The sequence below is a fragment of the Hathewaya proteolytica DSM 3090 genome (assembly GCF_900142225.1).
Lineage (GTDB): Bacteria > Bacillota > Clostridia > Clostridiales > Clostridiaceae > Hathewaya > Hathewaya proteolytica.
Map to the genome: position 1 here is coordinate 61,012 of NZ_FRAD01000006.1, position 21,739 is coordinate 82,750.

A 21,739-nucleotide genomic window follows, 5' to 3' on the forward strand; every position below is an offset into this window, starting at 1 on the left:
AGTTATCACTCTCCAATTCCCTGTTGGAACTTTATCGCCTCCTCCATAGATACTTTACCTCTTGCCTTTTTCACTTGCTGTACGCACCTTCCACGAAGGTTACGAAGTTCCTCTTCACTAATTTCTAAACCTGCTGCAAGTATATTCATCATCATGCTCATCTCTACTGAAAGACGAAAAATGTTACTAGAATTTCTATTTTCTGTTTCTTTTAATGTTCCTTGCATAGCTGATATCAAAATCTTAGACAAATATCCTGTGGTATCCTCACTAACAAGGTATCCCATATAAAAGTTTAAAGCTTTATCTATAAACTCACTTCGGCTTTTACAATTGTCTCTTTCAAGTAGGTTATCCATTTTTTCTATTGTTTCAGGATAGAGCCATACTGCTGTCCGTTTCTTTACATTATTCTTTATTTCTGCCAATTTCATATCACCTCAAACATCTTATGTTTTGACTTGACCACCCAAGCGTTACACCTACAAATGCTTATCTTATGGGTTTTATTCTAATTACTGACCACCTAAATAGGCACAAACCGTATTTTTCGACCACCTGTTTTTATTCCTTTAACCCACGGCACTGCCGGGGGATGTGAATGGAAGGTGGAATCTTTTGACCACCTTCCTTTATCCTGCACCAAAATCAATAGGGGGGTTCACTTAACTTTCAAGCCCATATTCCCCAAAATCCAAGTATCACAAGGCTTAATCTGCTCTATTCATAAAATCTCTTCAAATTCGCCCACAAATCGTTTTATCTTCCCTTAAGGATAACTTGTGCCACTCTCGTCCATACAATCCCACACAGGGGCAAATATCGCCTCAAAAATGGTTTTATTCCTGTGGTGTAGATGTAGAAGTAGCTGCACCAGTATTTTTAGCTGGTTTTCTTGGTGTTTTAGCTCTACTTTCTTCTTCATTCTTTTCATCAATATATTCTCTGACATTGACTGGCACATATTTCTCGTAAAACTTTTGTAGCTGTTCTGCTAGTTCATCTTGGACATCAATCTCTTTCTTCTCCATATATTTCTTGATTGCTCTTAATTTTTCAGCCTCTAGGCTTACGCTAATCGTATCTTTTTTCATTCAAATATGCCTCCTTCATTTTATTCAATTTTAAATAAATCCAGTGCAAAAACAGAAAAGGAATAGCCACTACATACTCATGACCATTCCCTGATTTTCATCCTCTGTCTGCTCTTGAGACTCTTCAATTTCTTCTGCATTTATAGTTTCTGTTGGAACTTCTGCCTGTTCACTTTGCACTCTTTCAGTCCTTCTTCTGCCACGATTAGATGTAGCTCTTGGAGTAACTTCTGATGAACTTTCACTAATAGGTGCCGTTATTTCCGTCTGGTTTTCCTGCTCATTATCATTTCTCTCTAGATATCTTCTAGTAGCTGATGGAACATATTTCTCGTAGATACTACTAATATGTTTTTGTAATTCTCCTTCTACAGTCAGTTCCTTTTCGTTCATATAAAACCGTAATGCTTCTATCTTTTCTTTTTGAAAGGTTATCTGTAATGTTGCTTTTTCAGTTGATATACTCATCCTATAAATCCTCCTTTTCTGCCTACATTTTCATCTCCATACCTTGGGACTGTTCAAATTCCTCTATAAGTGATAGCTTATTATCCTTAGAACTATAGCGGTAAATTGCATCGGATAATACTTCATCAGGTTCTACTTGGCTCTCATTTACTTCTGAAACCATCCTTTGAATAAATTCTAAATCTATATTTTCTTCCACCATAATATCGGCTTCTTTTATTATGATTACTTCATGGAGAGAGGAGGGCAATACAATAAAATCTCCACCCAGCTTCTCTGCAATCGAAGACATTACCTCTTCATCAAACATATATGCTGCCCCTTGCATTCTTATATCATTACTTAGTACCCACATCACATTTTCTCCTGCCATTTCCTCAAATAGGTCTGCATCCTCTCCCATTAGCTCTGCGATAATATCATTCATATTTTCGAATTTAGGTGGCAATATCTTGGGCATATTCCTCACTGCTTGGTCATGAATTTCTCTTTGGTCAATACCAAAAAGCTTTAAGTGATCATTATTTAATAAAATACTTCCTGTACCTTCTTCTGATATGGATACATTCACCCGATACACAATTGCTAAATCTTCTCTTCTTTGATGAGGAATTTCTTGCAACAGCTTTTCATTTTTTTCTGCATTAATAACCATGTAATAAAGATTATCTTTTATGTTATTGTAGGTGAAGTCTTCTAAATTAAACTGTGGTGTCCTTTTTATTTCTCTTTGAAAAATCTCACCAATATTACTCATAGTCTCCTCGACTTTCATACCTTCCTGATGTAAGTTATAAAAGGAATTCAAGTAAATATTAGGACATATACTACTTTCCCCACGCAAAGTAAGTCCTGTTAATTCCTCCCCATTATTTTTTCTGACCACATTAATTTCTGGTGATACATCTTTATATTCCTCTGGTAAATAATCTTTAATTTCTCTTTTTACTGTTTCTACATATTCGTTAAATGTCATGTACATTCTCCTTTACTTTTGCTGTTCTCATTGAAACAAGCTGCTTTTTATAGTTATTTTCATTACTACGTGCTACTTGAAACTCATAATCTTGTTTTAAAAATCAAATCCTATAAACTCCATCCTTGGCTCAGCCTCTGGTTCTTCTCCTGTAAATTCTTGAATTTTACCAAATTCTTGTGTGTATCTTTCTATTTGCTCATCACTTAAGGATACAAATTCTCCATCTGTGCTATCACCTACAATAAAAAAAGGACCGGCAATAATGTCATTACCAACCCTCCGATTTAGTTCCATCCCATTTAATTTTCCTTCTTCATTACATACTAAAATACAATTATCATCTAAATAAATACATTCAAATAATCCTTCGACCTCTCCTTGAATACCTTCCAAGTCATTAAATATTTCTTTTTCATAAGGTAGTTTTTGTGGCTCAATCTTTAAGATACGAATTGTCTTTTCTATATTATCCATTCTCTCATCCTCCTACATATTCATGTTTTGACTTGGCTTTATTTCTTCTTCTAAATTACTACAATAGTCAAGATATATTGTCATATCAAAGCAGTCACCTAATACTTCAATTTCTGCGACTTCATCTCTGCTTGTTAGTTCATCTAAGAGTAAAGTTCCAATACCATTGTTTTCTTTTACAACTATTCCATAGGATTCTTCTATCTCATCAAAATATATAGCCCAACTACCATTTGAAGTATTTTCAGCAGATTCCTTAATTATTTGCTCTGCAACAATAGAAATTTGCTTATCTATATATGGCTTAATGTTTGGCATAAATGCAACATATCTTGGATAATCATATCCTTGACTATCAATTAAAATCCCATCTCCACTATCTATATTTAGTGCAAGCAGTCCATGGATTTGTCCTGTTGAATCTATATACATTTCTTCTTTTCTATCTGCAATAAAGGTTCTGTCATCTAATAGATTGTTGCTAAATTCCTCAAATTCATTTTCCTCCATTACTTCAATTCCATTAATCACACATACTTGTGCATCAAATGCTGAAATCTTTCGTTCAAATATTGCTTTTGTAGTTAGCATAAGCTCCTCCTTTTATTTTAAAATATGCGGCCTACCATATAGAACCTGTTTGTTTGAATCAAATATATCTCTGTATACCACCTGTCCTTTCGAGTATGCAGCATCTATTACTTTTCCATTTCCAGCATAGACTCCTACATGTGTAATGTTCATAAATCTGCCGTTTGGCTTGTGACTCCAAAAAACTAAATCTCCAGGAACTAAATCTTCTTTTGAAACAGTAAGATTATTATTCACACAAAATCTTCCTTGCTCCGCAGCAGTTGCTGGTATTATAATTCCAGTCTTTCTATAACTCCACATGGTCAAATAACTGCAATCCGTATAATTTCCTTGCCCTCTTTTTTCTTGTGAATAGGGATCTCCAAGCCTTGTCATAGCAAGCTTTACTATCTCTGATCCATTCTCTCCTTCTGGCAAATCATGATACAACTTTTCTAGTTCTTCTGGAGTAATGCTATGTGTCCAATCTCCCCATTCCCCAAAACCATCTCCTTCACTTGGTGCTGGAACTCCATACTGGATTCGGTAATAAATTTCATTGGCATTTGCCATATCCTCATAAGTAGTTGCCTTTCCCATAATCGTTTCAATATTTGTATAGACTTCTGGGAGAGTATCAATTGGTACTGCCACAATATATGTTTCTTCCACTTCATTTCCGTCTGCATCAATTATGATTCTTGTTCGTTCCTCATAAGTGACAAAGCAGTCAATATATTTAACTTGATCTACACCAGATGGCTGGTCAGAGGCGAAATACAGAGAATAAAAAATAGCCTTAACCCTTATAGAGTCCAGACTATCTCCATCTTCCATTTGACCATTTACTTCCTCTATTCTTTCATCAATCATTGTAAAGCTGTTACGCATATCTTCTATCTGACCTCGATATTCTTCAGGAATATTTTCTGATATAGCACCTCTATAAAAGGACAATTGGATGGCGGTGTTGTTGTGATTTGCTGTTCCTGAAAGTAATCCACAGATAATCACGATGATTAGAATAAATGGAGACAGGATTGCAGCAATAGTCCACCCTATACCTTTTCTCAGCCTTTCATCTGATAATGCTGATATAGCTGCCTTTGCAATAAGTCCTATGGTTGTAGGGTCTGCCATTTATTATCACCACCATTTCATCCCGAATAAATTTCCCTGTTCGCCCATATCTTTCATCTCATCCTCCATTTTACCTACAGTTTTATCTACTGCATTTTGTAAAACATCTATATCAAATCCTGCATCCATATAGCCATCTTCAATGGATATTTTGTAACGATCTGATGGTATTCCGAGTTCATGACCAGGTGTCATCACATAAACCATTGCTGAAACAGTCCTACCATTTAACACAATCTGCATATTTTCCTTTTCATAAAAATTAGGGTAGCCTTCATACCTATCTAGTGATTTCTCATCTTCTGGTTGGATTCCCCACAGCAAAACAGGAACATTACTGCCCTTACATGGTTCAATAGTTGCCACTGCACTATATCTCGAACCACGAAATACAAGCTCATAATCTTGAATTTCCGTTGCTCCAAGGACTCTTGCAGTAGGGCATCGATGTTTCATCTGCGATAGATTTAAATTACTCCCATAGGCGATATATAATATTTCTGGTACTGACTCATTTGATTTTTTATTTTTCATCCTGACCTCCTACTGATTCATAGACATAGTAAAAGCAGGAGTTTCTTCCCCCTGCTCATCTATTTCCATATCATTATTTTGTGTTTCTATTGTTTCTTCCCTTGAATCTAAAAGCTCAACTTCTCTCTTTTTTCTTAACCTTTCTTTCTGTGCTTCTGCTTGTTCAGGTGACTTCCATGCAATATTTCCTTCTAAATGATCAAGGAGATGTTTCCTTGCTGTTTTAAATTCATCTCCTATTAAACCAAGTCTTAATAGCCATACTCTGAATGTATATTTTTCATTTTCTGATACAGTTTTTATTGGACTTGCTGACCTTTGGTTGTAGGCTTGAGCTGTAATAGCCATACAAAATTGCAGATATGCTTTCATCTTCCCAGCATGAAGGGAACCATTAAAGGCACGAAACTCGATTGTTCCTTTTTGAAAGACAGAATGAAGATTCAGGCAATGGTATCTACTATCATGATAATGCTGATGACTGCCATCACTACCTTTGTACCATAACTTTTGAATTCCACTCTTTGTTTTTGGTTTCTGCTTATTTAACTTCTCTAAAAAATCCGTATCTATCTTTTTGCAATACCGTCTTTCCCTATCTGAATCCACCTGTAAGGCCTTGTATATCATATTTTCTTTTGCAGCTACAATATTTACAAGATTTCTTAATTGATAGGCTTCAAAAGGTGCCGCATTGATGTGAATATGGATTCCACAGGATTTATTACTAAATGCTCCAGCCTCTCTGAGCTTACGCACCATCTCCTGTATCTTTTCGATATCTTCATACTTACAAATGGGACTAACAAGTTCAACACTGTATTCTCTGTCAGCTATTTGCTTTCTATTTCCCACTTTTTTCTGACAGCTTATACTGCTATCACTTACAAATTTCCACTTTCTATTTTCATTATCTCTTACGCTATAAGTGTCATAACCACCACCTTCATGTTCAGCTATCCCACCAAGATATTCGGCAGCTACTTCAGCAGCTCTTCTTCTTGTTATGCCTGTCATCTCAATTTCGATTCCAAAGTTCTGTTCTCTTAAATCCACGGCCTCACCACCTTACCATTGCTTTTTTGCTTCGATGATGTCCTCAGCATTTTGAAATCCTGCATACCTAGAAGCAGTGACAATATATTCTGTAAGTCTTTCATTCCTCCAAGAGTCTATTAGCTGTCCTCGGCATATATCATAGAGTTCATTTATCTTTAATATAGTGCTTTCAATAATCCTAGATACTTGCGTAGATTCTTCACCAGATCGCTTTAACTTATCAATATATTCATTAAGAATATGGTCGAATTCTTCAATATGCCCTTCATCATAATGGTTATATGCTAGGAAGGGATTTTCATATTCTTCACCATTAATACAATACTTTATCTGCTCCAATAATCTTGGTCGATTCTTTGTTTCTGCCTTTAAATACTGTTCCATAAAACAAAGCAAGTCATTATCTCTGTTTGGAGTATATCTGATGCATACCCTCAAATCATCTATAATGCCTTGCTTTTGTTCTCTATAGGATTCAATTTTTTCTTGTTTCTTTACCCATTCTACACTTTCAGTAGTCACTACCTTCCACCTGCCTTTCCAAATAATTTTTCCTTATATGATGGAGCATGGACAGCTAAGTTATATCTTTCATTACCACATTTATATAAGCAGACCCCTCTCTGTGGAAATTTAATTAGATTATACTCTGATTCTTCAAGCTGTAAGGTATCCATATAAAATTGCTTATCAATATTTCCTGCATTAAATAAAAAAGCGTGTGCTGGGATAGAAAACAGCGGTTTCGTCAGCTCCTTAATGCCTTCAATATTGAAGTCCTCAAGGTTTTGGCTGCTAAGTATTACGGCTGATTCTTTCTTTCGCACTCGCTTCATAAAGTTACGGATATATTCTATTGCAGTAAGATTAGTAAGGAACAGATACAGCTCATCAATGCCAGCTGCAGTATTTCCTTCCGTTAATAGTTTATCTGACATAAAGGATAATACATTAAATAGTAATGCGTTCTTTACATTTTTACTAGCCTGTAATAATCCCTTTACACCAAATACAATAAATCGATTAGAAGTTATATTGGTATGCCCATTGAAGAATTTACTTTCTGCCCCTTGGCACATGGAATGGAGTCCAAGTAGGATTTCCTGTAATAATTCTGCTGTATAAAGTTGATATCTTTCCTTATCATATCCTTTATATTCTTCCTCTATTAATGTATAAAGGTCTGAAAGAATAGGATAATCAACAGATTCTAATCGGCTGAAACTTGTACTATCACTGATTCCCCATTTGGTGTAGAGTTTTCCTAACATAATTTCTATAACATCGATATGCCTATCATCAAAATCTTTATAGCACCTAAAGAAATCTTTTAAAAAGCTAATGTGTTGACTTAGCTTTGTCGCTTGTCTAAATGCAAGAGGAGCATCTTTGTCCTGTGGACTTCCTCCCTCATCCCAAGTCTTTGGTTCTAGTGGATTTATCATATATTCTCCACTCATTAAATCTACAAAGCATCCACCTATATTTTCTGCAAGTTCCACATACTCATGCTCTGGATCTAAACATATGACATTCTTTCCTGATTCTAAGATATTACATAATATCAGCTTTAACAAATAGCTTTTTCCTTGTCCTGAATTACCAAGAATAAGGATACAAGGATTTGTTTTATCATCATCTCGTTTATCAAAATCTACGAGAATATTAGAACCAAACTTATCTCTACCTAAATAAAATCCGTTGCTATCGGTCTTGCCTGAATAATTAAAGGGATATAGATTTGCAACTGAGGATGCTGGAAGTACTCTTTCGTATTGACTACCAAATACATTTCTTCCTGTTGGACCAACACAAAGAAAACCTTGCTGTTGCCTAAGCATAAGCCTATCTACATTTAGCTTAGAACGCACAAGCTCTGTTAATACATCGGTCTGTAGCAGTTTCAAGCTGTCATAATCACTTGCAGTAAGCTCAATATATACTGCACAGTGAAGGAGTGGTTCTCTGTTTCTATGCATGGTTGATACAAGGGTAACAACATCTTGTAAGTTGCTTTCTGCTGTTACAGTCTGTTGTAAATCATTTGTATTTGCTGTATTCATCCTGTTTTTATTGGCTGCATTATGAATAATTTTCTTTTCCTCATTGGGGGTTACTTGCCTTGTATAGATTCTAAGGGTTACCCCATCTTTTTCTCCAAGATGACGAAGGATTGCCTGTTCATTGGTGCTTGTAGGGTATTCTTTGAGTGCCCATACACATCTATAGGTGTTGCCACAGATAAAGTGGTCTGTGTTGAATTTGATTATGGATGGAGCTATCATGTCGATAAAAGTTTTGATTTTTTCATCTTCTGCACTAAGTAGTTTCTTTTTTACCATGATATTATCTTACCTCTCTTTCTTTTTCCTCATTAAAAAAAGCCTCACACGTTAATGCAAGGCAGTGATGATATATAAAATTTGTATGATTTATAGGTTTTTCTTAACAATAAAAAATTTGTGATTATCTTCTCTTCATAAATTGAAGTTTAACATTGGTTAAGTTTTTTCCATTTTCTAATCTTGGTTCTAAATGATTTAAACGGTGCTACCGTATTTATATGAACATATTTCCAAACTGGCCAATTAGCAGGGGTTGACGAAGCCCATTTTCTTCTGCCAGACTGAAAAAGTTCATCATAAGTTAAATTCTCTATTAGTTGTATAACTTCCTGTTCTGATGCTTTAAACAAATCACCTAATTCTTGTAGACTATATCCTTCATATTGTTTGTAAAAGCTCTCGTACAAGCCGCCAAGATTATTCCATTTATAGTCAGCATGTGGAGTTGCAACTGCTATTCCTTTTTGTTCTTGTTGCTCCCAATAAAGAATAAGGTTCATCCATCCCAATTGGTATGATATCATTTGTGCAGGCGTTCGATCTACTCCATCAATAAGTTTATTTGTATCTGTTTCTGGAATATCTGAAAATTCATCGATAAATAATTCTGCTCGTTTTGATATTTCTTCAATTAATTCTTGCTTGCTTTTATATTCTTGCATTATCTTACCTCTATTTATTTGATGTTTACCTAATTAATGATTCCGAAAAAATTATTTCTAAAACAGCATAGGGTATGTCCTGATTCAAATAAATCTGCAACATCCCTTTAGGCGTAATCTTATATTGCTCCAATTGTGGTTTATGCTCAATAATTGCAGCAGCCTCAATATTAATATGATCCTTGAAAGGAATAACCCTTATGAATTTATCTCCAACATAAAAACTAGGTAATTTTGCCCATAATTTTTCTTCTATCTTATAAGAGACGCTTTTAATTACAAGTTTCCTTACTTCAGAAAAAAGGGCTTGTATTTCTTTGCTGTATTTTTCAACATAACTTTGAATATCTTCATTCATATAGAATTACCTCCTTATTAAAACTCGTGTACCCAGGGCTCAAAGCCCCTGATACACTACATTTCTTGTTCGAGTACTATGAGTACTATTAATTAGATAGACGAGTTATCTATGAAATTTTTATTTGTACATATAATACCACATACAGCTCATTAAAAAAATAACTTTCTTGGTCTTATCACTCTCCAAGTACAATCCACCTCTCCCCATCATAATCCTCATACTTTTCCGTAGTCACATTCTGCTCATAGTAAACACCCAGAAGTCTTTTAATATCCGAATTATCAGCTCTTCTGGTAGTAAATCCTTGGTCTTTTAAACTCTTTTCAATCCTTGAAAGATAAGGAAATACATCCGATTCCTTTTCATTCTTAAGCCTAATAATAATTAGAAACTCACGAGCTGTAGCCATCTGCACCTGCATCCTATCAAGATTAGTACTGTCTTGCTGCAAAAGTTTACGGATAACAGGATTTTGCTCTGTATCCATTCTTCTTTTTAAATACTGCTTATTATCATCAAAGTTTTCTTTTGAATTAAGGCATAGCATTTCAATTTCAGCAATCCCCTTAAGTACTGTCATAAGTGCATAGATCCTTGCACTTACACTTGATTCAGATAGTACAGATATATTGGTTGGATGGATAATAAAATACACTAGCTCTCCATAAGGAGTCTTTAGACTATAATCTGTGATTTCATCAATACCAATCAGTTCTCTAGTAGATTGCTTTTGTCTTTCTTTTTGTTTCTGTTTTCTGCTCACTCCTATAACCTCCATTCAAATATCTGCTGTTTTAAAAGAAAAAAGACACAGGCATAGCGAATGAAATTCAGTATGCTTGTGTCTTCAAACTGTATGGTTAAAAATGTATATACTGCTGTTATTACAATAGGTGGCATGAAGTTAAGCTGTGCTAAAGCAAATACAGAAATAAGAAGTCCTATTCCAATGATGCCAATATCTTTTAATTCCCACAGCCACAGAGTTGCCTTAGCCTTTAAATTATCAGGATACATATACATTGTCTATTCCTCCATTTTTTCTTTAAATTTTCTTAAAAAATAAGCAATCCCCCGCATAATAAAATCTACACAAGGGATTGCTACACTATTGCCAAGCGCCTTATATCTCGCACTATCAGATGATTTTTCTATTTTCGTCCACCCATCGGGAAATCCTTGAAGTCTTTCGCATTCCATTGGTGTTAGTCTTCGTACAAGATTCTTAGTAGTTACAAGGTTTTCACTTCCTCCTCCATTATCTCCACCTTCAGCTCGAAGTGTTGCACAACCTTCTTTATAATTAGCAAATTCTGATTGTCCAAACATCATTTTCTCACAGTCTACAATGCATTTATCTTGACTGACATATTGGTTTCCATTGCCCTTTTCATCCCCCACACATAATGCCCCTACTGTATCTTGATAAGTCTTAGGTGGATAACAAACAGCATGAATATCACTGGTCGTAAGAGTATAACTAATATTTTCTTGAAATCCGCATCCATTTCCACCATTATGATCTTGTCTATCAATAGTATTTCCCGCAATACAATAACTGTCTGAATCAATTGGTTTTGATACTAGTGGTACATTATTTCCTCCTGTTCCATAGGTAGCTGCTATTGTTGGAGCTACCTCAAGGGGGCCATTATATCTACAGTCTTTTGCATGATTATCAAATAGAACAGATTTATTATTGCCACTTGTTTCAGCTGCTGAAGCAATAGCGGAACAAAGATCAATACATATTTCCGCACCACCTTGCTGTGTTGCCATGACTATAGGTTGATTTCCTCCCATGCTGGCTCTTAGTGTAGATGTGATATTCTCTGTTATATCCATTCGGTCTCCACCCTGATCATTTAAACATATCATGGGTTCTGTAACAAATGTCTGCATCTGCATATTTTGAGTTGCCATCAAAGCTCCTGAAATTCCATTTAAGTCTATGCCCTCATTTCGTTGATTGATATGGTATGCTTTGTATTCGGTAACCATATTGTCATTGGAATCTTCCTCTGTTCCTTCAGCTTCCCCTTGAATTTCTAAAGCTATTTTTAATTGTTTAGGTAGTTCCTTTTCTCTTGCTCTAGCTCTTCTGAGTATTCCCAAACAAGCTGTCTTGCTCAAATAATATTTTGGGTGCGGTGTGTCCTCCAAAATCTGCGACAAGAAAGATTCTTTTACGTCTTTGGGGGACACCCCAGTATTGAGCATCGAGAACTCTCCAAGCAATGGTGAATTCATATCCCAATATGCACCCAACAGATTTCCATATCCCTCCCGGAGGTCTAGGTATAGATATGCTGCTGTCTGCAATTCTTGTGGTTTCTTCAAGGACCGCATGGAAGTCTTCTCCGTTTGTACTTGAGAATGCTCCGGGGACATTTTCCCAAACGAAGTATCGAGGTCTGATAAGGTGATTTGCCTTTCCTCTTCTTGCATCTGCCCACCTCATTTCCTTTGTTATTCTTATCTGCTCCATAAATAATCCTGAACGCTCACCAGCAAACCCTGCCCTTGCACCTGCAACAGATAAGTCTTGGCATGGTGAACCACCTGTAATGATGTCGACAGGAGGCAATTCTTCCCCTTTTAATTTTGTAATGTCGCCAACATGGAGCATGTCAGGGAATCTTATTTTAGTCACCTCAATGGGAAAGGTTTCAATTTCGCTTGCCCATATAGGAATAATTCCATTATGAACAGCAGCAAGAGGAAATCCTCCAATCCCATCAAAAAGACTCCCCAAGGTAATCATCTATCCATCCTCATACAAAATATAGTCTCTTCTTCTATTTCAAAATCTAGCTTCATTATTCTCTTTATAGGAATGCCTATCCCTCTAGCAAACTCAATCTCCTCAAACATTCCTTTAGAAATATGGTCACCAAATGCCCATAGTTCATCACATTTTGACAAAAACTCTTTTCCTATATTAATTCCCAACCTTCTTTCTTCTGGATTATTATCATCTAAAATCTGAGGGTAAAGAAGATGGGGACAAAAAAAGGCATTGCCTTCGTTTAATACATATCGGCAAGCCTGTTTCGCATATTCTATATTTTTTTTATTATCTCCTGCATAAGGAGATGCAACATATATTAGTTTCATTAAATCCTCTCTTTCTATTTTTATTTTGGTACTGCTTGTATTATAGTTTTAGTTGTGTTTACAGCTGCCTGTGCTGTATAAACTGCGCTCATTACATTGGCACGAGTAGATGTATCAAGTCCAAATGCTCCAGCAATCCGTGGTACTTCTCCTGCCGATAACATCAAACCTAATCCGAGCAATGCATGATCTTTTACTACCATAAGTCCTGCAGTTAATATGGTTGCTTGAAGAAATGTAGTAAGGCACAAACCGATTATTTGCTTGCACCACTGAATAAAGCCATCAATGTAACCACGAGGAACAGAAAACATATATAAACTTCCAACTGCTATTTGTATAAGTAAAATTCCTCCCCTTTTTAGGTTTGCAAAAAATACTTTAATCACTGCATAACCCATTAAGATAATAATAAACAGAGCCATAAATGGACTTGTTATCATAGAAATTCCACCGAATATTCCTGAGCTGCCAACACTCGTAACATCTCCTATGTTATTTAACTCTCCAATAATAGATGTTGCAAGTCCATTAATTCCACTACCATACCCTGTGATACCAGCAGTTAAGCTTGCTTGTAAACTGACAGAAAGCTTATATAATTCAATAGGTACTGTATTGAAGAGACTGACTGCCATAAAACCCTTAATCGCATTTAAAGCTGCATCCTTAATGCTCCCTCTACCATATTGATACTCTATCCCTGTTTCAAAACATGACACTACAAGTCCTGTTCCATAGAGTGACCAAGCAAGGTAAGAGAAGAACAGAACAATTGACTGTACCCAGCTCATCTCAAAAAGTTCTACTCCCATATTCCCCATTTGAGCAAAGAAGTCGGCCAGAAATCCTACCAGCTGACCATAAAACCAATTTATAATTTGATCCATTACATCCCCTAAGAGAAAATCCCAGATAAATATTTTTATCACCTCTTTTCACAACAAAAAAACACATCTTCTTTATGTGATGTGTTAGATTAACGCTAAGTTTTCTACATCCCCAAAATCGTCCAAATGTATGCTGGTGCTGTTAAAGTAAATACCAAGCAGGCAAATAAAATCGCCGGAGCTGCCCATTCAAATTGTCCATGCTTCCTATAATCAAAATAAGCAGTACCCAGCTTTGCAAAGAAGAATACTGCTAAAACAAGGTCAATTGCTGGGAATACAACCTTATTCACAACGGTTTTTATCTGTTCTGATGCATCACTCCAAGTATCTTCAATTGCCCCTGCAACATCTCCTGTACCTGAAGCTAATGCTGTAGTGCTAAACATAAATATGCCAATCAGCACCATGCACATTGTTAGTGCAACTTTCTTATTTATCTTCATAAAATCCACCTTTCTTTTCTGTATTATTTAAGGATTTAAGGGTGCTATGTGCCAGTCTTGCCACAAGTTCCCCTTTATTGTTAATGTGTCTGTAAGATTCATGGAGAGCATTCCATCAGGAGTCCATGCATCTATAAGCCAAGTGTTCACTGTATAAGACCCATCTGGCATCCATATTGGGGTAAAATGTGTACGATTCTTATAAGTGGAATAATTGTTTTTCTTAAACTCAAACCTTGCATTTGAACCACCAGAAGTACGTTCTAACAATCTCCAGTAGGTTTCATAGCAAAATTCTGGGAAATAGGAAACAGCATTTTGAGCATACGTTATAGCTGAACTTTGATTAGTACTCACATTTCCAGCCACTGTTTGATTGATTCCATATCCACTTTTAAAAATACTTCCACTAGCAGTAGGATTCTTACTATCATTTTTAATACTCATATCACCTGAGAGCTTCGCTGTATATTGGTCAAGGTCAAACTCCCACCAACCATGGTCACACCAATATCCCGAGTCCTCTCCTGTACTATGCCACACCCAATATGCCCTCCACCAAGGACTCCATATACTCCAATTTGCATTTGTCTTCTCTGCTCTGTTTGGAACAGAGGAATAAGAAAAAGAGTCATTTCTATCATCAGCAACAGGATTTGGTGGTGGGTTTTTATCTAAATCAATAATCTTAACATTAATAATTGATTTCGTAGTGCTGCCCGGTCCATTCACTATTACATCTATTACCATATCTTGTTCCGTATCGGGAGTTGTCCACTTCACCCATGCAAGCTGGGAGTCGCCACTTGGGTAATATACATTCCCAACATTATAGGTTCTTCCATCAATAATAAAGCTTACACGAGTGCGTCTGTCAGGATCAGACTGTCCTCCACTAATCATAACGGAAGTGATTACCTCTGTATTTACTCTATATTCATAATCATAGGCATTTATAATTGGTGGTTCAGGTTGTTCCGCAAATCGCACGATACCAAGCCCAAGTGAGGATTTTATATCTACATTAGTAGCTGGTGTTGTAGTACTGCCACTCCATGCTGGGTATCCCAAGTCTCCTACCTCGAGAAACATAGCAAGAGGCAAGTTTTTATGAGACAAAGACACCATCTTTCTTCTAAGCAATCCACTTAATTGTTCATCATACATAGCTGCTTCCGTTGCAGTGGTAGCTATCATAACTCCTTGAAATGTGTAATATGCCATTGGTTCTAAAAGTAATTTATAATCCCCACCAATTAGAACATCAAAATCCATTCCTGTTATTGATGCAATTGATCGGATAACTTGCTCATCTGTAAAATAGCTCTTTATGGCTTCTATATTGCTACTGCCATTCGTACTCACTATTCTTGGCATTTCTTGTGCAGGATTTACAAAGGTATAGCTTTGTCCACTAGGAGAAATGGCTCTACCTCCGTTATAACTTAACTTGCTAACTTTTCCAAAATGCAGACGAACATTAGTAGGCGATTTGTTTGTTAAATCAATAGGGGTAGTTACTACAGCATGATCACTGGCACGAACCACAGTTACACGCACACCATCATAACCTGGAGACCATTTATCTGTACTTGTTCCATCTCCCATACCTCCACCACCTGAATCTATATTTCCATCTCCAACTGCAAATACAGTAATGGGCACCATTAAGCTAACTAACATCATAAATATCAAAAATATTTTAAATATATTTTTCATCTGCTCTCCTTTCTGAAAAAAAAACACTACATCTCTGCAGTGTTTTTCATTGCTATTTATATTTAATCCATATTTCCTATCTTATTTCCATTCTCATACATATCTTCAGCTGCAGTACCTTGACCTTCCCCTACATCATCAATCCAGCCAAATCCAGGTACATAAATCTTTCCATTATTAGTATCTCCACCTTGCGGTTCATCATTACTTTTCGGTGTTTCCGTAGGTTTCTCCACCTTGTCATGAGCTATAGGTTCAGGTGTTGTTTCTACTTTCTCACCATTTGGTTTCTGTGTTGGATCTGTAAGCTGTTCCTTTGTAGGCTCTTTCGGTTTTTCTACATCTCCTTGAATGGTTTGCTCAGTGCCTGTATCTATCGCACCATTATCTATCGTTTCCGTATCTGGAATCTCTATTTCTGGCACTATAATTTCATCTTCTTTTTCTTCAATTACAGGTTTTTCTACTATGATATCATTCGTTTCTACGCTTTGATTTGGCAGTACTGCATCCTCTATGGGTTCTTTTTTTAACTGATTTGTTATTAAAGCTATAAGTATTACACTGATTATTAAACCACTTGCTACAATTAGTCTTCTTTTGGTCTTATCATTTATATTGTTCATAGGTTTCTGCCTCCTTATTAATCTTAATTATCTGTTTCTTTCAAGCTACAAACTACCACAAGATTTCCTGAAAGTCTATTAAATTCTTCAAATCTTTCAAAACTTAGGTGTATAGCCTGCGCTTGTCTTTATTTTCATCTTCATACTTGGAAGAAGTCTACCTCCAAAAGATACTGGTACTTCAAGCACTATGCTGCTATCTGCCTCAAATCTTGAATCTGATCTGTCCCCTGAAGCTAAAGGAGCATTCCTTATATCTACTTCTAAATTCCATATTTTAAACTCTATTTTTCCTTCTGATGTGGTCTTAACATGATATCCACTTTTCCTAATTAATCCAAGAATTGTATCTAGTCTATCATAAATTTCTCCGTAATCAAGAGATTCTTCAAAGTCATCTGCCATAGGCTGATATCCTCCTGAATACCCTTCACGAACTCCATGATATACATCATCATAATTGTCATTAACAGTAGAAATCACTGCATCTTGAACAGCATCACGCACACCTTGTGCTATGATCATGAGCCTAAAATATTCTGATACTCCTGTAAAAATCATTACAAGGCACAAAGTCACTGCAACAATAAGTGGAAAGGAACTACCTTTTTTATCGGTTAATATTCTTTTTATTTTATGCAAGATTTCACCTACTTCCAATATACTTCTGATTTCCCAGCGGCATCAGCTCTTAAGGTAACAGGAAAGGAATCAAATCCTCCAAACAGACCTATATTTGTTTCAAGGGTAACGGTAACACTTATCTCTTCATTTAGCTGAATTCTTCCCGACTTTGACCATTTAACTGTTGGTGTAATACCTGTTTTCTCTCGAAGTAAAAGTTCCCTGTTAGAAGTTTCAGATCCTACCCTTCCTGAAATTTCTGCTTCCCTTACAAGCTCTGTAGCAAAGGTATCTACGTGTTGTTTTATGATATAAGCTGGAAATACTCTCACTGCGAGGGCAATAACAAGCATGGCGCAAAGCACAAGAATTGCAACATCTATATATCCTTCACCTTGCTTTGATTTTAAGATTTTTAACACATAGACACCTCCTAGAACATTCCACTAAGGGAATGTATAATTTCATATACAATGATGGCCATATAGGTCATCAAGAAACACATAAGCATTACAAAGGAAAACACTCGAATCTTAGGTGGTATCTTCATTGCCTGTGCCTTTAACCTTTGAAGCTCAAGTTGTTTCATATCATGGGAGAGCATTTGAAAATACATGGACCCATCATCTCCACGAAGAACACCAATTAACCCTCTCGTTATATCCGATAGCATCGGTGAATTAATCCTTGCCTCAAACCTTGTAAGTGCTGCCTCATAGGAAGAGGAGCGCATATCTGCTGTTAAGATATCTAGCTCATCGGCAAATTCCTCTCCTGCATTTTTTTTATAGTTTTCTATCATAGATAAAACATCCCTACTTGCCTTTAACTCCTGAGTAATGGTTGCTACAAATCTTGGCAGTTCTACTTCAATTTTTTCTTTCTTTATCTTTAATATCTCATCTGCTTTACGAATTTCTTTAAAATATATGATAATGCTTAAAAACATAAGTATCGGTGCAATGAGTGGAAGTATCATAAGGCAAGGGATAATTAGAATTGCAATTATTCCCGACTTTAATATTGCTGATGAAATAAACTCTTCAGGAGTAAAATTCATTCCAGCAGCATTTAATGTATTTTTCATTCTGCTTTTTTTATACTCATCCATTGGAATATACTTAGCAAGCTTCACTGCCCATCCCATAAGAAGTGCATCTACAGTTTTGGCTTTTTCTTTTCCCTGTTTACCAGCAGATAACATAGCCTTTTGTGTTGCAATGTTTGGCAGTTTCAGCAAATCAGCAGAAATTAGAAACAGTCCAATGGCAAGCAGTATACCAAATGTAAAGATTAAAATTGTCATATTCGGCTACCTCCTATACTCAATTGGCCTAGTTAATTTGATTACAAAAGCTGTAGATATAAAAATAGCCATAGCACAAATAGAAAGAATAATCTGTCCTAAAGCTGAATGCATTAAAGTGTGGTACCAGTCCTTGTTTAGAAAATACAAAAGAGGTATATTTCCAATGACCAATATGACCATAGTAATAAATTCTTTTCTTGGTTCAAAGACCATATTTTCAAGTTCTCCATTTACTACACGCATATCCGATAGCTTACTTACAATGGGTGTTAAGGTTGTCTTTAAGCTTCTATCAAGCTGACAAGCGATTAAAGCATCACACCATTCACGAAACACAGCATTATCAATCTGTCCTTTCATAGCTTGCAAAGCTCCTATAATATCTGGGTTTATCAGCTTTATCCTCGAAACGAAACCTTTGAATACAGACAGTACTGGTGGGTTTAGGTAGTTAATATTTTCTTCGACTGCTGTAAGGATATCCTCATTTCTTAAATAAGCGGTTGTTATAATACTCAGTGCTGTTTCTAACTCTGCAGCAATATCCCTTTTAAAGTAACTTTGAGTAAGCCTTATATACCAAAATGGCAGAAACATGAAGCCTACTGCCATCACTGGTAATAAGAAAAAGTTACCCAGCATAATAGCAATAGATCCTCCTATTGCAAACAATAACAAGGATAAGGCACAAAGCATTGGAAATTTCTTCTCTCTCCCTGTAACTTTTAATATCTCTTGTACTTCCATGATTTCACGTCTTAAGAAAGATACTTTCTTTCGATTTGTAGTCTCATTAATCTCATCCTTTATGCTCCTTGGCTTACTTATCAGCTTTTTAAATATGTTTTCCGTGAACTCCATTGGTGAGATTCCAAATATAATAAAAAAACCTGTAATCATTCCGATACAGGCAATCAACAAGATGGTACTCATATAATTTCCACCTCCTTTGTTTTCAGTTTTTCTATGATGTCAATTGGCATTCCATTTTCCAAGAATCTTTTACTAAGGCTATCTGAAATGCTATTAATCTGCTCATGGTAACCATTAATGATAAATTTCCCATCCTCCATACGATTTTCAGTAATCACATATTGATATAATGGACGGTAATTCCTTGTGCCATCTGGAAGGATCTCGCATTCCATTATCTCCATCATCTTTCTTTCCTTATTTTCAAGCTGTTTACAAAACACGACAATAGGATAAGCCTCTGTTACATATCCCATTAGGGTTTCATCTGACATATCTACTGCTCGTTTACAAAGTGATACCATTCTACGATAGGTTGCCTCACAGGAGTTTGAATGAATGGTGGTAAGAACAGCTACCCCTGTTCTTGCTGCTTCCTGTGCTGCATTGGCCTCTGCTCCACGCATTTCTCCTACTACAATAATATCTGGATTAAAACGCAAAGACATATCAAGCAAGGTAATCTGATCTACTCTATGCCTTTCATTCTCACTATCACGTGTTATGGTATGAATAACAGAATTAGTTACTCTTCCTTCTTTTTCACGAACCAAGGCAAGTTCACGGGATCCATTTTCAATGGTAAAGATTCGCTTATTATCAGGAATTGTTGTTAGTAACCATCCAGCAATTGTTGTTTTACCAGAGCTGGTTGCTCCTGCCACACAGACAGAAATACCATAGCGAATACATTCTGATAAAAATTCAAGCATAGGATTTGTTGCTGTACCACCATCTACAAAATCCTCTTTTTTCATACTTTGAGGATTTACAATACGAATAGAGGCTGAAATACCAACATCTTCATCCACTAAGGGAGTTTTAAGCACTGCAATACGAATGTTCTTTGTAAGATGACCAAGGACAGCTGGACTAGCATTATCAAGTACCATACCTGAAACATGGAGCATTCTCCTTATTACATTAATTGCATGTTCAGGAGAGTCAAAATGTTCTTTAAGCTTTTCATTCCTTCCATCTGAATACTGAACTTCGATATCCTTCCAAGAGTTAATGTCTATTTCTTCAATACCTTCTCCATAAATATATTTTGTTAAAAAGCCATACTCAGCCATCTCCGTATAAAGTACATCAATTAACTCATTACCACTCATACCTTTTACTGAGATTCTGCTGTCCTGAACGTATTTAGAGATATATCTTTTCATCTGTTCTTTAGAATCTTTCATCGTTCCATCAGTAATAAGAACAGAATAATTGCTTGAAATATATTCTTGAACGTCCTTTAGAACAGTAGAAAAGTCTTTACCCTCTGTTTCAGGGGTAAAAAACAGGGAGTGAGTTCTATTTTCAGAACCTAACTCCCTTTGGCTTTCATGGACTTCTTGTGATTCTTGTATCTCTTCTACTTTCTCTTCAATTTCTCTAGTTTCCAGCATTTTAATTGCTCTATCAGAAACACTTAATATTGCTTTTCCCTCTGAAATGTTTCCACTGGCTGCATTTTCATCTGTAGATGACACGTTTTGTTGCTCTTTTTCCTTTAGAAACACAGAACTATTTCTTTTCTTTCCTAACACCCAAACACCTCCCTTGCTATCTTTTCAATTTCTTTGCGAAATGCCTTGCTGTCCTTCATGGATAATTCATCGAATAGATTTCCAGCTAGGTATTGTTCCTCAAGCTCCTGTGAATGTGGAAGCTTAAAGGCTACACTCCCAAGTGCTTGACTCATATGATCTACCCCTTGCTGTGGTTTTAGATTGGAAGCTATTTTATACTGTTTATCTGAATCCCACTTCCCATCACGAAGAAGAGGCAATTGACTTGATAAATAACTGATACTTTTTAAATCACAATTGGCAAGTCTTAATACGGAATCGGACTCCATCAGTGCAACAGCAGATAAAACATCATTTGCAATATAACTGCCACAATCTATAATAATAAATGGCGCGATTTCACGAAGGCTATCAATTAGCTCTCTTGCTTGTACTTCTGAATAGGGTGGATAGGTATATTCGTTTTCTCCCTTTAACATACCAAGGATTGTAAGATATGACAGCTTTTTATGAGTAATCATATTGTGTTTTACCAGAGGCTCCGTTACATGGGTTGCAGCAAGGATACTTCCTAATGATTTTTCACATTCCAGTTCTTGTGGAGGACAGATACAAGGTAACATTGGAGCAGTCATATCACACAATACCAGCACTACATTCTTTTTCTTATCTGCAAGATATTTTGCAATTTTTGTAGCTACTGTTGTCTTTCCACTTCCGGGACTTCCCCAAACAGCTAAAACTCCACTATGCAAGATTTCTTCCTGGGGCTTTTCTTCCTTTAGATTGTGAGTAAAAATACTGTTCTTCTTAAAGTTTAACAT

26 protein-coding genes and 1 pseudogene are annotated in these 21,739 nt (G+C 36.1%); all 27 read right to left on the minus strand.

All coding sequences use genetic code 11. The features are described from left to right. Positions 1-5: 5 nt before the first annotated feature. Positions 6-428 (minus strand): hypothetical protein, encoded by a 423-nt coding sequence (locus tag BUA73_RS04040; protein WP_479723826.1) that lies wholly within the window; start codon positions 426-428, stop codon positions 6-8. Between the two features lie 411 nt (positions 429-839). After that, positions 840-1,094, minus strand: coding sequence for a DUF6103 family protein (locus BUA73_RS04045; protein ID WP_072902643.1), 255 nt, complete (start codon positions 1,092-1,094; stop codon positions 840-842). 69 nt (positions 1,095-1,163) lie between these two features. Then, on the minus strand, positions 1,164-1,562 hold the full coding sequence (locus BUA73_RS04050) for a DUF6103 family protein (RefSeq protein ID WP_084672039.1): 399 nt from the start codon (positions 1,560-1,562) through the stop codon (positions 1,164-1,166). A gap of 22 nt (positions 1,563-1,584) precedes the next feature. Beyond that, positions 1,585-2,538 carry a DUF5688 family protein gene (locus BUA73_RS04055; protein ID WP_072902645.1) on the minus strand — a complete coding sequence of 318 codons (954 nt, stop codon included), beginning with the start codon at positions 2,536-2,538 and terminating at the stop codon, positions 1,585-1,587. A gap of 96 nt (positions 2,539-2,634) precedes the next feature. Then, positions 2,635-3,015, minus strand: coding sequence for a DUF3846 domain-containing protein (locus tag BUA73_RS04060; protein WP_178139219.1), 381 nt, complete (start codon positions 3,013-3,015; stop codon positions 2,635-2,637). A 12-nt stretch (positions 3,016-3,027) separates the two neighbouring features. Continuing rightward, positions 3,028-3,606: a DUF6329 domain-containing protein gene (locus BUA73_RS04065; RefSeq protein ID WP_072902647.1), complete on the minus strand. Its 579-nt coding sequence runs from the start codon at positions 3,604-3,606 to the stop codon at positions 3,028-3,030. Positions 3,607-3,618: 12 nt separating this feature from the next. Continuing rightward, on the minus strand, positions 3,619-4,728 hold the full coding sequence (locus BUA73_RS04070; protein WP_072902649.1) for a C40 family peptidase: 1,110 nt from the start codon (positions 4,726-4,728) through the stop codon (positions 3,619-3,621). Positions 4,729-4,734: 6 nt separating this feature from the next. Beyond that, positions 4,735-5,262: a gamma-glutamylcyclotransferase family protein gene (locus BUA73_RS04075; protein ID WP_072902651.1), complete on the minus strand. Its 528-nt coding sequence runs from the start codon at positions 5,260-5,262 to the stop codon at positions 4,735-4,737. Positions 5,263-5,271: 9 nt separating this feature from the next. Continuing rightward, positions 5,272-6,318 carry an amidoligase family protein gene (locus BUA73_RS04080; protein ID WP_072902653.1) on the minus strand — a complete coding sequence of 349 codons (1,047 nt, stop codon included), beginning with the start codon at positions 6,316-6,318 and terminating at the stop codon, positions 5,272-5,274. A gap of 12 nt (positions 6,319-6,330) precedes the next feature. Then, the gene (locus BUA73_RS04085) at positions 6,331-6,843 is read right to left on the minus strand and encodes a hypothetical protein (protein WP_072902655.1); all 513 of its coding nucleotides are present in this window, start codon (positions 6,841-6,843) and stop codon (positions 6,331-6,333) included. Then, complete coding sequence (locus BUA73_RS04090; protein ID WP_072902658.1) at positions 6,843-8,663, minus strand: VirB4 family type IV secretion system protein; 1,821 nt, start codon at positions 8,661-8,663, stop codon at positions 6,843-6,845. Before BUA73_RS04090 ends, BUA73_RS04085 begins: the two co-directional genes overlap by 1 nt. 149 nt (positions 8,664-8,812) lie before the next feature. After that, on the minus strand, positions 8,813-9,328 hold the full coding sequence (locus tag BUA73_RS04095; RefSeq protein ID WP_072902660.1) for a ClbS/DfsB family four-helix bundle protein: 516 nt from the start codon (positions 9,326-9,328) through the stop codon (positions 8,813-8,815). A gap of 25 nt (positions 9,329-9,353) precedes the next feature. After that, positions 9,354-9,686 (minus strand): DUF1801 domain-containing protein, encoded by a 333-nt coding sequence (locus BUA73_RS04100; RefSeq protein WP_072902663.1) that lies wholly within the window; start codon positions 9,684-9,686, stop codon positions 9,354-9,356. A 178-nt stretch (positions 9,687-9,864) separates the two neighbouring features. Beyond that, the gene (locus BUA73_RS04105) at positions 9,865-10,467 is read right to left on the minus strand and encodes a hypothetical protein (protein ID WP_072902666.1); all 603 of its coding nucleotides are present in this window, start codon (positions 10,465-10,467) and stop codon (positions 9,865-9,867) included. Continuing rightward, positions 10,455-10,712 (minus strand): hypothetical protein, encoded by a 258-nt coding sequence (locus tag BUA73_RS04110; RefSeq protein ID WP_072902668.1) that lies wholly within the window; start codon positions 10,710-10,712, stop codon positions 10,455-10,457. The genes BUA73_RS04105 and BUA73_RS04110 overlap by 13 nt, the downstream gene beginning before the upstream one ends. Before the next feature lie 3 nt (positions 10,713-10,715). Further along, positions 10,716-12,453, minus strand: a pseudogene (locus tag BUA73_RS14305) (DNA cytosine methyltransferase). Further along, entirely contained in the window at positions 12,450-12,806 is a 357-nt protein-coding gene (locus BUA73_RS04125; RefSeq protein ID WP_093426670.1) for a DUF7768 domain-containing protein, read from the minus strand. The pseudogene BUA73_RS14305 and the gene BUA73_RS04125 overlap by 4 nt, the downstream one beginning before the upstream one ends. A gap of 20 nt (positions 12,807-12,826) precedes the next feature. After that, on the minus strand, positions 12,827-13,729 hold the full coding sequence (locus BUA73_RS04130) for a conjugal transfer protein TrbL family protein (RefSeq protein WP_072902856.1): 903 nt from the start codon (positions 13,727-13,729) through the stop codon (positions 12,827-12,829). 71 nt (positions 13,730-13,800) lie between these two features. After that, complete coding sequence (locus BUA73_RS04135; RefSeq protein ID WP_072902682.1) at positions 13,801-14,142, minus strand: DUF3852 domain-containing protein; 342 nt, start codon at positions 14,140-14,142, stop codon at positions 13,801-13,803. A 27-nt stretch (positions 14,143-14,169) separates the two neighbouring features. Next, positions 14,170-15,861, minus strand: coding sequence for a DUF8193 domain-containing protein (locus tag BUA73_RS04140; protein ID WP_072902684.1), 1,692 nt, complete (start codon positions 15,859-15,861; stop codon positions 14,170-14,172). Positions 15,862-15,923: 62 nt separating this feature from the next. Then, entirely contained in the window at positions 15,924-16,487 is a 564-nt protein-coding gene (locus tag BUA73_RS04145) for a DUF6550 family protein (RefSeq protein ID WP_072902687.1), read from the minus strand. Between the two features lie 96 nt (positions 16,488-16,583). Next, positions 16,584-17,129 (minus strand): hypothetical protein, encoded by a 546-nt coding sequence (locus BUA73_RS04150; protein ID WP_072902857.1) that lies wholly within the window; start codon positions 17,127-17,129, stop codon positions 16,584-16,586. Positions 17,130-17,137: 8 nt separating this feature from the next. After that, a complete protein-coding gene (locus BUA73_RS04155) occupies positions 17,138-17,533 on the minus strand; it encodes a DUF4320 family protein (RefSeq protein ID WP_072902689.1) in 396 nt (131 codons plus the stop codon). An 11-nt stretch (positions 17,534-17,544) separates the two neighbouring features. Further along, positions 17,545-18,417, minus strand: coding sequence for a secretion protein F (locus BUA73_RS04160; RefSeq protein WP_072902692.1), 873 nt, complete (start codon positions 18,415-18,417; stop codon positions 17,545-17,547). Between the two features lie 6 nt (positions 18,418-18,423). Further along, positions 18,424-19,353, minus strand: coding sequence for a type II secretion system F family protein (locus tag BUA73_RS04165; RefSeq protein ID WP_072902694.1), 930 nt, complete (start codon positions 19,351-19,353; stop codon positions 18,424-18,426). After that, entirely contained in the window at positions 19,350-20,933 is a 1,584-nt protein-coding gene (locus BUA73_RS04170; RefSeq protein WP_072902697.1) for a CpaF/VirB11 family protein, read from the minus strand. Before BUA73_RS04170 ends, BUA73_RS04165 begins: the two co-directional genes overlap by 4 nt. Next, positions 20,927-21,739, minus strand: a complete 813-nt coding sequence (locus tag BUA73_RS04175; protein ID WP_072902700.1) for an AAA family ATPase — start codon at positions 21,737-21,739, stop codon at positions 20,927-20,929. Before BUA73_RS04175 ends, BUA73_RS04170 begins: the two co-directional genes overlap by 7 nt.